Origin of the sequence: Allobosea sp. R86505 (assembly GCF_042466375.1) — a bacterium.
GTDB lineage: Bacteria > Pseudomonadota > Alphaproteobacteria > Rhizobiales > Beijerinckiaceae > Allobosea.
This window is the reverse complement of record NZ_JAXHPY010000001.1, coordinates 4,177,630-4,191,212: the sequence shown is the minus strand read 5'-3', so window position 1 is coordinate 4,191,212 and position 13,583 is coordinate 4,177,630. Positions and strand designations below refer to the sequence as shown.

Sequence of the window (13,583 nt, the reverse complement as noted above, 5' to 3'; positions counted from 1 at the left end):
CATGACGGCCGCGGGATGGGCAGGCCTGTTCGCCGCGCTGCTCGTCGCGACGAACCTGCTCTGCCAGGCGATCGCCTATGTGCGCCTGCGCCGGCGCGACCGGCAGACGGCCCTGCTCGCGGCGCTGCCGCCGGTGACGATCGTGCGCCCCCTGCGCGGCATCGAGGCCTTCAGCCGCGAGACGGCGATCTCCGGCCTCGAACTGGATTATCCCGACTACGTCACGATCTTCGCCGTCGCCGATCCGGACGACCCGATCGTGCCGATGATCGAGGAACTGATCGCCCGCTATGGGGACGAGCGCGTGAAGCTCGTGACCGGCGACGTGAAGGTCAGCGCCAATCCCAAGCTCAACAACTGCGTCAAGGGCTGGGAGGCGGCGCGGACCGAATGGGTCATCCTCGCCGATTCCAACGTGCTGATGCCCAGGGATTACATCCAGCGCCTGCTCGCCTCCTGGGGGGAGGAGACCGGGCTCGTCTGCTCGACGCCGGTGGGCTCGCGGCCCTTCGGCTTCTGGGCCGAGCTGGAATGTGCTTTCCTCAACACCTTCCAGGCGCGCTGGCAGTTTGCCGGCGAGGCCTGCGGGTTCGGCTTCGCCCAGGGCAAGTCGATGCTCTGGAACAAGCCGTTCCTCGATGCCCGCGGCGGCATCGGCGTCCTCGGCGAGGAGATCGCCGAGGACGCGGCGGCGACGAAGCTCGTGCGCCGCGCCGGCAAGCATGTCCATCTCGTCGGCCAGCCCTTCGAGCAGCCCTTGGGGCAGCGCAGCCTGCATGATGTCGTCCAGCGCCAGTTCCGCTGGGCGCGGCTGCGGCGCGTCACCTTCCTGCCCTTCTTCCTGCCCGAAATCCTGTCCGGCCCGCTGCTGGCGGTGCTGGCGGCGGCCGTCGCGCTGCCGGCCTTCGGCTACTCCGCCTGGCTCGCCCCGCTCCTCGTCCTGCTGCCCTGGTACGCGGCCGAACTGGCCTTCGCGCGCGGCGTCGGCTGGTACGGCTCCTGGCGCATGCCGCTGGCGCTGCTGATCCGCGACATCGTCTTTCCCGGCGTCTGGGCCTATGCCTTCGTCGCCCGCGAGGTGAGCTGGCGCGGTAACGCCATGAAGATCAAGACGGACGGGGAGGACGAGCTGAACGCCGCGCCGGCCCCGATGTCCCATGCAATGACGAGAAGTGACGGACGCTCATGAAGTTCACCCTGTCCTGGTTGAAGGATCATCTCGACACGACCGACACGGTCGAGGCCATCACGGAGGCCCTGACCCGGGTCGGGCTCGAGGTCGAGGGCGTCGAGGACAAGGCCAAGGCGCTCGCCGCCTTCACCGTGGCCCATGTGATCGACGCCAAGCAGCACCCCAATGCCGACCGCCTGCGCGTCTGCCTGGTCGACACCGGCGCGGGCGAGCCCGTGCAGGTCGTCTGCGGCGCGCCCAATGCCCGCACCGGCATGAAGAGCGTCTTCTCCCCGCCCGGCACCTATATCCCCGGCAAGGACATCACGCTCGGCAAGGGTGTGATCCGCGGCGTCGAATCCAACGGCATGCTCTGCTCGGCCGCCGAGCTGCAGCTCTCGGAGGACCATGACGGCATCATCGACCTGCCGGAGGACGCGCCGGTCGGCCAGCCCTATGCCGCCTATGCCGGCCTGAGCGATCCGGTCATCGAGATCGCGGTCACGCCCAACCGGGCCGACGCGCTCGGCGTCGCCGGTATCGCGCGCGATCTCGCCGCCGCCGGCCTCGGCCGGACGACGACGCCGTCTGTTGCGCCCGTGCGCGGCGCCTTTCCCTGTCCCGTCGATGTGAAGCTCGACTTCGCCCCCGAGGACGCGTCGCTCTGCCCGGTCTTCGGCCTGCGGCTGGTGCGCGGCGTGAAGAACGGCCCTTCGCCGGACTGGCTGCAGGCGCGGCTGCGCGCCGTGGGGCTCAGGCCCATCAATGCGCTGGTCGACATCACCAACTTCATGACGCTCGACCGCAACCGCCCGCTGCACGTCTTCGACGCGGCCAAGGTCAAGGGTGACCTCGTCGTGCGCCGCGCCCGCGACGGCGAGACCATCGTGGCGCTCGACGGCAAGACCTACACGCTGACCTCCGATCAGGTCGTCATCGCCGACGAGGCGGGCGTCGAGTCGATCGCCGGCATCATGGGCGGCGAGGCCTCGGGCTGCGACGAAGGCACCACCGACGTGCTCGTCGAGAGCGCGCTGTGGGACCCGCTCAACATCGCCCGTTCGGGCCGCGCGCTCGGCATCACCTCCGATGCGCGCTACCGCTTCGAGCGCGGCGTCGATCCCGATTTCTGCCGCCCGGGGCTGGATCTCGCCACGGCGATGATCGTCGAGCTCTGCGGCGGCGAGCCTTCGGAAATGGTCTTCGCCGGAGAACTGCCCGACAGCGCCCATGCGATCGACTTCCCCTGGTCGGAGGTCAAGCGCCTGACCGGGCTCGATCTGCCGGTGGTCGAGATGAAGCTCGCGCTGACCTCGCTGGGCTTCCACGTCTCGGGGCAGGGCGAGCGCGTCAAGGTCGCGGCCCCCTCCTGGCGGGCCGATGTCGGCGGCAAGGCCGATCTCGTCGAGGAGATCCTGCGCATCGCCGGGCTCGATCGTGTCGTCTCGACGCCGCTGCCGCGCATCACCGGCGAGGTGATCAAGCCCGTCCTCACGGTTCTCCAGAAGCGCACGCGCCAGGCCAAGCGCCTGCTCGCCAGCCGCGGCATGGTCGAGGCCGTGACCTGGTCCTTCATCTCGCATGATCAGGCAAAGCTCTTCGGCGGCGGCTCGCGCGCGCTCGCGCTGGCCAATCCGATCGCCGCCGATCTGTCCGACATGCGGCCCTCGCTGCTGCCGGGGCTGATCCGGGCCTCGCAGGCCAATGCCGATCGGGGCTTAGGCGATGTCGCGCTCTTCGAGGTCGGGCAGATCTTCCAGAGCGACGAGCCGGAGGGGCAGTTGATCGCCGCCACGGGTCTGCGCCGCGGCACCGCGCGTCTCGAAGGCGCCGGGCGCCATTGGGACGGCGCCGCCAAGCCCGTCGACGCCTTCGACGCCAAGGCCGACGTGATGGGCCTGCTCGCTGGGCTCGGCGTGCCGGTCGGCGGTTTGCAGGTTGTCGCGGGCGGGCCGGCCTGGGCCCATCCCGGACGCTCGGCGACGCTGCGCTTCGGCCCCAAGGGCGTGATTGGCGCGTTCGGCGAGGTCCATCCCCGCATCCTCAAGGCGCTCGACGTCAAGGGCCCGCTGGTCGCCTTCGAGATCCATCTCGATGCGCTGCCGCTGCCGAAATACAGGCCGACCAAGGTCAAGCCAAAGCTCGCGCTGTCGGGCTTCCAGCCGGTGACGCGCGACTTCGCCTTCATCGTCGACAAGGCGACCGCCGCGGGCGAGATGGTCAAGTCGGCCCAGAACGCCGACCGAGCTTTGATCTCGGACGTCTCCGTCTTCGACCTCTACGAGGGCCAGGGCGTCGAGCCCGGCAAGAAGTCGGTCGCGCTCGCGGTCACGCTCCAGCCGGTTGAGAAGACGCTGACGGAGGCAGAGATCGAGTCGGTCGGCGCCAAGATCGTCGCCGAGATGGCCAAGCGCTACGGCGCGGCACTGCGGGGGTAGGGCTCGGGGAACCCCTCTCCCGGATGGGAGAGGGGCAGGGGTGAGGGCCCGCCGCTGATCGCAAGGGCGCGACGGAGCCGTGGCGCGTTCTTGCTGCAACGGCACACCCTCATCCGGCGCTCCGCGCCACCTTCTCCCATCCGGGAGAAGGAAGAGGCCGTTGCGGTGCCGTCGCCACCATTGATTGGGATTGTGTAATAATCGCTGCGCGCAATTCCGCCGGAATGGGCGTACGCGCTTGAGACCGCACACTCTGACGTGGCGCCCATGCCCCTCACCGATCTCCCCGTCACCGACAGCCTCTTCCCCGGCTTCCGCCTGCTCGATGTCGCGACTTCGGGCGCGCGCATTCGGGTGCGGACGGGCGGGCAGGGGCCGGCGCTGCTGCTGCTGCACGGCTATCCGCAGACCCATGTGCTCTGGCACAAGCTGGCGCAGCGCCTGAAGGACCGCTTCACCCTCGTCTGCGCCGATCTGCGCGGCTATGGCGATAGCGACAAGCCGCTGACCGATTCCGAGCACTTCCCCTATTCCAAGCGCGCCATGGCGCTCGACATGGCGCAGGTGATGACGCGGCTGGGCCATGAGCGGTTCATGGTCGGCGCGCATGACCGCGGCGCCCGCGTCGCCCACCGGCTGGCGCTCGACCATGGCGAGCGGGTGACCAAGCTCGCCACGCTCGACATCGCGCCGACGCGCGAGATGTATGCCGGCACCACCGACGCCTTCGCCCGCGCCTATTGGCACTGGTTCTTCCTGATCCTGCCGGCCCCCTTCCCGGAGAGGATGATCGGGGCCGATCCGGAGGCGTATTGGCGCAAGAAGTGCGGTTCGGGCGCCGCCGGCCTGATGCCCTTCGCGCCCGAGGCGCTGGCGCACTACCTGCGCTGCTTTGCCGATCCGCAGACCATTCATGGCAGTTGCGAGGACTACCGCGCCGCCGCCACTATCGACATCCGCCATGACGACGAGGATGGCGGCCGCAAGCTGACGCAGCCCTTGCTGGCGCTCTGGGGCGAGAACGGCATCATCGGAAAGTGCTTCGATCCGCTGGCGCTCTGGCGCCTGCGCGCGGAGAACGTCCAAGGCCAGGGCCTGCCCGGCGGGCATTATCTGGCCGAGGAGATCCCCGATCTCGTCGCAGCGCAATTCATCGCCTTCTTCGGAGACAAGTCATGAGCCGTACCAACCGCGTCTACCGCATCGCCGCCATCGCAGGCGACGGCATCGGCAAGGAGGTGATGCCCGAGGGTCTGCGCATCCTCGAGGCGGCCTCGAAGAAATACGGCTTCGAGTTGCGCCTGGACGAATTCGATTTCTCCTCCTGCGACTACTACGCCAAGCATGGCAAGATGCTGCCCGACGACTGGAAGGACCAGATCGGCGGCCATGACGCGATCTTCTTCGGCGCCGTCGGCATGCCCGCCAAGGTGCCCGACCACATCTCGCTCTGGGGCTCGCTGCTGCTGTTCCGGCGTGAATTCGATCAATATGTGAACCTGCGTCCGGTGCGGCTGATGCCCGGCGTGCCCGGGCCGCTGGTGGGCCGCAAGCCCGGCGACATCGACTTCTTCGTCGTCCGCGAGAACACCGAGGGCGAGTATTCCTCCGTCGGCGGCCGCATGTATGCCGGCACCGAGCGCGAGATCGTCATGCAGGAGACGGTGATGAGCCGCGTCGGCGTCGACCGCGTGCTGAAATACGCCTTCGAACTCGCCATGCGCCGCCCGCGCAAGAAGCTGACCTCGGCCACCAAGTCGAACGGCATCGCCATCACCATGCCCTACTGGGACGAACGGGTGAAGGAGATGGCGAAGAACTACCCCGAGGTCAGCGTCGACCAGTACCATATCGACATCCTGACCGCGCATTTCGTGCTCAATCCGGACCGGTTCGACGTCGTCGTCGCCTCCAACCTGTTTGGCGACATCCTGTCCGATCTCGGCCCGGCCTGCACCGGCACCATCGGCATCGCGCCCTCGGGCAACATCAACCCGACCGGCGATTACCCGTCGCTGTTCGAGCCGGTCCATGGCTCGGCGCCCGATATCGCCGGCCAGGGCATCGCCAATCCGATCGGCCAGATCTGGTCGGCGGCGATGATGCTCGACCATCTCGGCGAGACGGAAGCCGCCAAGGGCATCGAGGCCGCCATCGAGCGGGCGCTGGGCGACGCCCGCACCCGCACCCGCGATCTCGGCGGCTCGCTGGGTACGGAGGCCGCCGGCAAGGCGGTCGAGCAGGCGCTGGGCTGAGCGCCATGGAACCCGGCCCGCCGCCCACCGTTGGGGCGAGGCGGCGCGCCGCCGACGGTTTTGCTGCCCCATGGCCGCTCGGGCCTCTTGCGTTGAGCGGCCCGTGAGGTCACAGGAGGGCGCATTGCCCCGATCGATGAGGAATTGACTGACCAATGGATTTTTCATCCTCCCAATTCTGGGTCTCGCTGCTGCAGATCATCTGGATCGACCTGCTGCTGTCGGGCGACAACGCGGTCGTGATCGCGCTCGCCTGCCGCTCCCTGCCGGAGAAACAGCGCAAGGTCGGCATCTGGCTCGGCGCATCCGCGGCGATCGGCCTGCGCATCATCTTCGCGCTGGTCGTCACCTACTTGCTGCTGGTCCCCTATCTGAAGATCATCGGCGGCCTCCTGCTGTTCTGGATCGCCGTCAAGCTCGCGCTCGGTGAAGACGAGAGCCATGCCGAGATCGACGGCGGCACCACGCTCTGGCAGGCGGTGCGCACCATCGCCATCGCCGACGCGGTGATGAGCCTCGACAACGTCATCGCCATCGCCGCAGCCTCGCGCGGTCATCCCGAGCTCTTCATCTTCGGCCTGCTGCTCTCGATCCCGCTGATCATCATGGGCGCGCAGTTCCTGACCGCGATCATCACCCGCTACCCGATCCTGATCTGGATCGGCGCCGCCCTGCTGGGCTGGATCGCGGCCGAGATGATCCTGGGCGACATCGCCGTGCTGCGCTGGCTCGAGGTCAACATGCCGACCTGGATCAAGCCGGTCCCGACCGATGTCAGCGCCATCGGCATCGTCCCGGCGAACATGCCGCATTACGTCACCTCGGTGATCGGCGCTGCGCTCGTCTGCGCCATCGCCTATGTGCTGAAGCAGCGGCGCGGCAACCGCGAGGCCGAGGGCTGAGCCGCCCTCCACCTTAACCGATGACGACGATCGCGGCGGCCAGGACATCCTGGCCGCCGTTTTCGAGGGTGCGACTGACACCGCTTTCGGCCGCGGCTTCGGCTCCGTCCCGCACCGTCAGCCGCCCCTCCGGCGAGAGTGAGACGGCGAAGCTCTCCGGCGCGCGCGCGAAACCCGTCCCCAGCGCCTTCACATAGGCCTCCTTGGCGCTCCAGAGGCGCGCGAAGGCGAGGGGGCGCTCGTCCCGCGGCTGGGCGAGAAGCCAGGCCGATTCCTCCGGATGCAGGACGCCCATCGGGGGGACGGCCGTGTCGTCCACGGCCTCGACATCGACGCCGACCGGCCGATGGGCGAGCGCCACCGCCACCCAGCCGGCCCGCGTCGCCAGCGAGAGATGCAGCCCGCTGCCGCGCGGATGCTCGACCCGGGGCCGCCCGCGCCCGTCATGGCCGATCGCGACCGCCTCCGGCGGCAGGCCGAGCTGCCGCGCCAGGATGCGGGCCCCCATGCCCCGACGCAGCGCCGAGCGCGCGGGCAGCGTCGTCGGCCGCTGCGGCGTCGCCACCAGCCAGACGGCCGGGAGGCTCTCGGCGATGTCGTCGGCATTGCGGAGCCAGATCATCGCGGCAGGATAGGGCAGGACGTCGCCACCCGCCATCGCGCCCTGTGTGCGGCTCATGCGCCCCGCCCGTCTGACAGCGTTGACCTGCGGCGCGGTTCGGCTTTGGAAGGACACCACGCCTCCCGCTCGCCCGGGCGGCGCAAGGGCGGCCAAAGACGGCCACGCACCATGGGAGAGAAGCCGTCGATGGAGCGAACTGCGGCACGGGTGAGCGCGGCCGGCATGCGCCTGGGCATGCGCAAGGTCATGGTGCTGGTGCCCGGCGTCGTCGTCTTCGCGGTCGCCTTCGGCGCGGCGGCCGCGGCCAAGGGGCTGAGCCTCGTCGAGACGCTGCTGATGAGCGCACTGGTCTATGGCGGCATCTCGCAACTCGTCGCGATGGAGCTCTGGCGGCCGGAATGGAGCTGGGGCGCGATCGTTGGGCTCGCCGTCGTCACGGCCACCGTCAACTCCCGCATGATCCTGCAGGGCGCCTCGCTGCAGCCCTGGTTCGCGCCCTATCCAAAGGCGCTGAATGCGCTCCACCTGTTCTTCTTCACCGACGCCAACTGGGTCATCGGCACGCGCTACCGGGCCGAGGGTGGGCGCGATCTCGGCGTCCTGATCGGCGCCGGCCTGCTGCTCTGGGTGGTCTGGGTCCTGCTCACGGGGCTGGGCTACTGGCTCGGCGCGCTGGTCTCCGATCCGCGCGCCTTCGGCATCGACCTCGTCATGCCGATCTTCTTCGCCGCGATGATCGTGCCGCTCTGGCGCGGTCGCCGCGCCGCCGTGCCCTGGGTCGCCGCGGGCCTCGCCGCCCTGCTGACGGCCAAGCTGGTCGAGGGCTACGCCTTCATCATCGTCGGCTCCCTGACTGGCGCGATCGTGGGAGCGTTCAGCGATGACGCTGCCTGATCTCGGCTCCGTGAATCCTGGCGCCTGGGGCGCCGTCATCGCGATCGTCGCCATGGCGGTCGCGACCTATCTCTGCCGCATCGCCGGCGTGGTGCTGATGGGCTTCATCCCGCTGACGCCGCATGTCCGCCGAGGGCTGGCGGCCCTGCCGGGATCGATCATCGCCGCCACCGTCCTGCCGCTGATCGAGCGGCTCGGGCTGGCGGCCGGCATCGCGCTGCTGGCCGCGATGGGCAGCATGATCCTGCGTCGCAACGAACTGCTCGCGCTCGTCGTCGGCATGAGCGCCATCGCCGGCCTGCGCGCGCTGGGCTTTTGATCCATCACCGCGACCGATCGCTTCCATCACATCCCGTCATCGGGTTGTGCGGGGCTGCATGTTGACGGCGGCAGGGCGGGGGCAGACGGTGCGCGCATCGTCGATCGTGACACACGGGAGCGCCTGATGGCCTGGTATTCGCAGACTTGGACCTGGTTCGAGGGAGAGTGGCACGAGGGCAACCCGCCGATCATGGGGCCGCGCAGCCATGCGACCTGGCAGGGCTCCTCGGTCTTCGACGGTGCCCGCTGGTTCAACGGCCTGGCGCCCGATCTCGCGCTCCACGCGGCGCGTGTGAACCGCTCCGCGACCGCGCTCGGCCTGAAACCCACCGAGAGCGCCGAGACGATCATCGCTAAGGCGCATGAGGGCATCAGGAAGTTCAAGGGCGATGTCGCGCTCTACATCAAGCCGATGTACTGGGCCGAGGCCGACGGCGTCTCCACCATCATCCCCGACGAGGATTCGACGCGCTTCTGCCTGTGCCTGTTCGAGGCGCCGATGGGCCTGCCGGCCAACGGGCTCTCGGTGACGCAAGGCGTCTTCCGCCGCCCGACGGTCGAGACCGCCCCGACCGACGCCAAAGCCGGCTGCCTCTACCCCAACAATGCCCGCACGCTGCGCGCCGCCAAGGCCGCCGGCTTCGACAATGCGCTGGTGCTGGACATGCTCGGCAATGTCGCGGAGACCGCGACCTCCAACATCTTCCTCGCCAAGGACGGCGTGGTGAAGACGCCGGTCCCCAACGGCACCTTCCTGAACGGCATCACCCGCCAGCGCGTCATCGGCCTGCTGCGGCAGGACGGCGTCACGGTTGAGGAGACCAGCCTGCGCTACAGCGACTTCGAGCAGGCCGACGAGATCTTCTCCTCGGGCAACTACTCCAAGGTCGTGCCGGTCGGCCGCATCGACAACCGCCAGCTCCAGCCCGGCCCGTTCTACCGCAAGGCCCGCGAGCTCTACATGGACTTCGCCAGCAGCAAGACCTTGGCCAACAGCAAGTCCGCCTGAGCATGGCGCGCCTCGTCACAAGGCTGACGCGGCGGCTCGGCATCGAGCACCCCGTCCTGTCGGCGCCGATGGCGCTGGCGGCCGGCGGGGCGCTCGCTGCCGCGGTGACCCGGGCCGGGGGCCTGGGGCTGATCGGCGGCGGCTATGGCGACGAAGCCTGGCTCGAACGGGAGTTTGCCCAGGCCGGCAACACCCGCACCGGCTGCGGCTTCATCACCTGGTCGCTGGCGAAGCAGCTGCATCTGCTGACGGCCGCGCTCGCGCATCGCCCTGCGGCGCTGATGCTCTCCTTCGGCGATCCCGCGCCCTTCGCCGTGGAGATCGCGGCGGCGGAGATCCCGCTGATCTGCCAGTGCCAGTCGCTCGACCATGTCCGCCAAGCGCTCGATGCGGGGGCGGCGATCATCATCGCGCAGGGCGGCGAGGCCGGCGGCCACGGCCACCGCCGCGCGACCTTCCCCTTCGTGCCCGAGGTCGCCGATCTGCTGGCGCGTGAGAGCCCCGACACGCTGCTGCTCGCGGCGGGCGGCATCGCCGACGGCCGCGGCTTGGCGGCCTCGCTGATGCTGGGTGCCGACGGCGTGCTGGTCGGCACCCGCTTCTGGGCGAGCCGCGAGGCTCTGGTCCATGAACGGCAGCAGGAGGCGGCTCTGGCGGCCACCGGCGACGGCACGGTCCGCACCTCGCTGCCCGACATCGCCCGCCGGCTCGACTGGCCGAAACCCTTCGACATCCGCGTCGCCACGAATGCCTTCACCGCGCGCTGGGCCGGCCGCGACGAGGCGCTGAAGGCGGCGATCGAGCAGGAGGCGCCGGCCTATCGCGACGCCTTCACGGCCGGCGATCCCGACAATGCCGCCGTCATCGTCGGCGAGGCGGTGGGGCTGATCGCCGACGTGCCGTCGGCGGCCGAGATCGTCACGCGCATGGTCGACGAGGCGGCGACGCTGCTGGGCGAGCGGGCGCGGGGCCTGCTGGGTTGATGATAACCTCACTCGGAAACACAGCCGTCATCCTGGGCGACCGCAGGTCGACCCGGGATCCTTCATAGGGCTCGTCGGTGCTCTACGATGGATCCCGGAGCTGCGCCGCTTCGCGGCTTGTCCAGGATGACGCCGTGTTTCCACGCGAAACCATCGTGATCTGAGCTCTACCGCAACAGTCGCAGCGTCCCTGTGGCCTGGAGCCCAGCGGCCAGAACAACGCCGTAAAGCGTCGCCGCCCCCAGCCCGACCAGCCCGAGCGCGACCAGCCGCGGCTCGAAGGCGAGACCTGAAAGCGCTGTGAGGAGCGCGGGCGCCGCGAAGCGCGCCATCAACCCCGCCAGGATCGCAGCCAGGACAGCGACGGCGATCAGCGTCCCCAGTCGCGGGTCCGGCCGGGCCCAGCCGCGCCGGATGCCGAGGACGAACAGGGTCGCGACATTGATCCAGGCGCCGGCCGCCGTCGCCAGCGCTAGCCCGGCCGCGCCGAAATCGCGCCACAACAAGAGCTTGAGCGCGACATTCGCGCCGATGGCGGCGAGCGAGACGAACATCGGCGTCGTCGTGTCGCCGCGTGCCTGGAAGGTCGAGACCTGGGTGCGGATCAGCACGATCGCCGGCAGGCCCACCGCATAGGCCAGCAGAACCGCGCCCGCCGCCTGGCTGGCAGTCGCATCGAAGCGCCCGCGCTCGAACAGGGCCGAGACGATCAGTTCGGGAATCGCGAGGAAGGCCGCCGCGAAGGGCGCCGCCGCCACCACCGTCAGCGCGATTGCCCGGTTCTGCGCGCGGTCGGAGGCCGCCTCGTCGCCGGCCGCGAGCAGGCGGCTCATCGTCGGCAGCAGCACCGTGCCGACGCCGATCGCGATCACGCCGATCGGAAGCTGGTAGAGCCGCTCGGCATAGTACAGCGCCGCATAGGCGCCCGCCGGGAGCAGCGAGGCGATGATCGTGTCGGCGAAGAGCGCGATCTGCACGCCGGCCGAGCCGATCACCGCCGGCCCGAAGGCCTTGAAGAAGCTCTTCACATCGGCGTCGAGCCGCGGTCGTGTCAGGGCGGCGGCGACGCCGGCGCGGCGCGCGGCGAAAGCCAGCAGCAGCCATTCCAGCACGCCGGCCGCCGCCATGCCCCAGGCCGCGGCATAGGCGGCGTTCGGAAACAGGAAGGCGACGGCGAGTGCCGCGACGAGGCAGAGATTCATCAGGATCGGCGCCGCGGCTGCCGCCGCATAGCGATCGACCGCATTCAGATTGGCCGAGAGCAGCGTCACCAGCGTGATGAAGAGCAGATAGGGAAAGGTGATCCGCGTCAGCGCAACCGCGAGATCGAAGCGCAGCGGATCATTCGCGAAGCCCGGCGCCAGCAGCCGCACGATCTCCGGCATGAAGGGCAGGGCGATCGCCACCAGCACGAGCTGGACGATCAGGTTCAGGCTGAAGACGCGGTTGGAGAAGAGCGCGGCCGCCGCCTCGCCGCCCTGCTCCCGGATGCGCGCATAGGCCGGGATATAGGCCTGGTTGACTGCGCCCTCGCCGAAGATCGCCCGGAAATGGTTGGGCAGCCGCAGCGCCACCGAAAACGCGTCCATCATCGCGCCCGCGCCGAGCACAGCCGCCAGCACGATGTCGCGCACGAAGCCGGAAAGCCGCGACAGGAGGGTGAAGCCGCCGACGGAGAGGATTTTCTTGAACATCGGGGCTCCGGGGCTGTCGTCGTCAGCCCTCATCCTGAGGAGCCGCATAGCGGCGTCTCGAAGGATGGTCCAGTGCGGCGCCACTGGCTCACCGTCATTGCGAGCGGAGCGAAGCAATCCAGAACGGTGTGCCCGACATCCCCTGGATTGCTTCGCTGCGCTCGCAATGACGAGAGCTGCGTCTACCGGATCAGCGGCGGCAGCGCGTCGCCGCGCGGGTGGTCGACGGTACGGGCGTCGAAGCCGACGCGCTCGCCGATGAGGTAGAGCGGCCGGCGCTTCACTTCCGCGAAGATGCGCCCGACATATTCGCCGATCATGCCCAGCGAGACGAGCTGGATGCCCGAGAAGAACATGATCGAGACGATCAGCGACGGGAAACCGGGCAGGTCGGTGCCGAAGAACAGCGTTCGCAGCACGAAGAACAGGGCCGTCAGTGCCGCCATCAGCGCGATCACGACGCCGGCCCAGGTCGCGATCTTGAGCGGCACGGTCGAGAAGGAGGAGAGCCCGTCGAAGGCGAAGGAAAATAGCTTGCGATAGCGGAATTTCGAGACGCCGTGCTCGCGCTCGGCGACGTCGAAGCTCACCCCCGTCGAGCGGAACCCAACCCAGGCATAAAGCCCCTTCGAGAAGCGCGCCCGCTCCGGCAGCGCCCGCAGCGCATCGACCACCTTGCGGTCGAGCAGGCGGAAATCGCCGGCGCCCTCCGGCAGCTCCGTCTCGCCGAAGCGGGCGAAGAGCCGGTAGAAGACCTTGGCGAAATTGCGCTTCAGCCGGGTCTCGCCGTCGCGGTCCGAGCGCTGGCCATAGACGTTGAGATAGCCCTCGCGCCACTTCTCCAGGAAAAGCAGGATCGTCTCCGGCGGATGCTGGAGATCGGCGTCCATGATCACCACCGCATCGCCCGAGGCGTGGTCGAGACCCGCCGCGATGGCGATCTCCTTGCCGAAATTGCGGCTGAACGAGACCGCGCTGACGCGCCGGTCCTGGCTCGCCAGCAGGCGCAGCACCGCAAGCGTCCCGTCCCGGCTGCCATCGTCGACGCAGACCAGCTCCCATGAGGTCACGGCGCCGTCGAGCACTTGTTTCAGCCGCTCGAACAGCAGCGGCAGATTCTCGGCCTCGTTATGCACGGGAACGACGATCGACAGCTCCGGCCGGCTCGAGTGGCCGCGCGGTGCGGGCGAAGCGGAAGGGGGCTGCATCTCGGACACGCGGTTGACCTCTCGGCGGCTTCGCCGGCGCGATCCCGTCGATGCCGGGCGCTGCCGGGATGACGGGGCCTGTGCGG

Annotated in this window: 12 protein-coding genes; 9 read left to right on the top strand and 3 right to left on the bottom strand. The window is 69.3% G+C overall.

What is annotated here, in order from left to right; all coding sequences use genetic code 11:
• The first annotated feature begins 1 nt into the window (after position 1).
• The 5 genes from SJY11_RS20225 to SJY11_RS20205 all read left to right on the top strand — a co-directional run bounded on the left by SJY11_RS20225 (position 2) and on the right by SJY11_RS20205 (position 6,766).
• Positions 2 to 1,189 carry a ceramide glucosyltransferase gene (locus tag SJY11_RS20225; protein WP_376988543.1) on the top strand — a complete coding sequence of 396 codons (1,188 nt, stop codon included), beginning with the start codon at positions 2 to 4 and terminating at the stop codon, positions 1,187 to 1,189.
• Positions 1,186 to 3,609: a phenylalanine--tRNA ligase subunit beta gene (pheT, locus tag SJY11_RS20220; protein ID WP_376988542.1), complete on the top strand. Its 2,424-nt coding sequence runs from the start codon at positions 1,186 to 1,188 to the stop codon at positions 3,607 to 3,609. Before SJY11_RS20225 ends, pheT begins: the two co-directional genes overlap by 4 nt.
• A 267-nt stretch (positions 3,610 to 3,876) precedes the next feature.
• Positions 3,877 to 4,788, top strand: coding sequence for an alpha/beta fold hydrolase (locus tag SJY11_RS20215; RefSeq protein ID WP_376988541.1), 912 nt, complete (start codon positions 3,877 to 3,879; stop codon positions 4,786 to 4,788).
• Positions 4,785 to 5,864, top strand: a complete 1,080-nt coding sequence (locus tag SJY11_RS20210; RefSeq protein ID WP_376988540.1) for a tartrate dehydrogenase — start codon at positions 4,785 to 4,787, stop codon at positions 5,862 to 5,864. Before SJY11_RS20215 ends, SJY11_RS20210 begins: the two co-directional genes overlap by 4 nt.
• 155 nt (positions 5,865 to 6,019) lie before the next feature.
• Positions 6,020 to 6,766, top strand: coding sequence for a TerC family protein (locus tag SJY11_RS20205; RefSeq protein ID WP_376988539.1), 747 nt, complete (start codon positions 6,020 to 6,022; stop codon positions 6,764 to 6,766).
• A gap of 13 nt (positions 6,767 to 6,779) precedes the next feature.
• On the opposite strand, the gene SJY11_RS20200 is transcribed toward SJY11_RS20205, so the two are convergent.
• A complete protein-coding gene (locus SJY11_RS20200) occupies positions 6,780 to 7,445 on the bottom strand; it encodes a 4'-phosphopantetheinyl transferase family protein (RefSeq protein ID WP_376988538.1) in 666 nt (221 codons plus the stop codon).
• A gap of 129 nt (positions 7,446 to 7,574) precedes the next feature.
• On the opposite strand from SJY11_RS20200, the gene SJY11_RS20195 reads away from it, so the two are divergent.
• The 4 genes from SJY11_RS20195 to SJY11_RS20180 all read left to right on the top strand — a co-directional run bounded on the left by SJY11_RS20195 (position 7,575) and on the right by SJY11_RS20180 (position 10,595).
• The gene (locus SJY11_RS20195; RefSeq protein ID WP_376988537.1) at positions 7,575 to 8,282 is read left to right on the top strand and encodes an AzlC family ABC transporter permease; all 708 of its coding nucleotides are present in this window, start codon (positions 7,575 to 7,577) and stop codon (positions 8,280 to 8,282) included.
• Positions 8,269 to 8,601, top strand: coding sequence for an AzlD family protein (locus SJY11_RS20190; RefSeq protein ID WP_376988536.1), 333 nt, complete (start codon positions 8,269 to 8,271; stop codon positions 8,599 to 8,601). The genes SJY11_RS20195 and SJY11_RS20190 overlap by 14 nt, the downstream gene beginning before the upstream one ends.
• Positions 8,602 to 8,727: 126 nt before the next feature.
• Positions 8,728 to 9,612: a branched-chain amino acid aminotransferase gene (locus tag SJY11_RS20185; RefSeq protein ID WP_376988535.1), complete on the top strand. Its 885-nt coding sequence runs from the start codon at positions 8,728 to 8,730 to the stop codon at positions 9,610 to 9,612.
• A gap of 2 nt (positions 9,613 to 9,614) precedes the next feature.
• Positions 9,615 to 10,595, top strand: coding sequence for an NAD(P)H-dependent flavin oxidoreductase (locus SJY11_RS20180; protein WP_376988534.1), 981 nt, complete (start codon positions 9,615 to 9,617; stop codon positions 10,593 to 10,595).
• 167 nt (positions 10,596 to 10,762) lie between these two features.
• On the opposite strand, the gene murJ is transcribed toward SJY11_RS20180, so the two are convergent.
• Together murJ and SJY11_RS20170 are read right to left on the bottom strand one after the other, a co-directional pair.
• Positions 10,763 to 12,289, bottom strand: coding sequence for a murein biosynthesis integral membrane protein MurJ (murJ, locus tag SJY11_RS20175; protein WP_376988533.1), 1,527 nt, complete (start codon positions 12,287 to 12,289; stop codon positions 10,763 to 10,765).
• Positions 12,290 to 12,471: 182 nt separating this feature from the next.
• Entirely contained in the window at positions 12,472 to 13,497 is a 1,026-nt protein-coding gene (locus SJY11_RS20170) for a glycosyltransferase family 2 protein (RefSeq protein ID WP_376989381.1), read from the bottom strand.
• Positions 13,498 to 13,583: the final 86 nt, after the last annotated feature.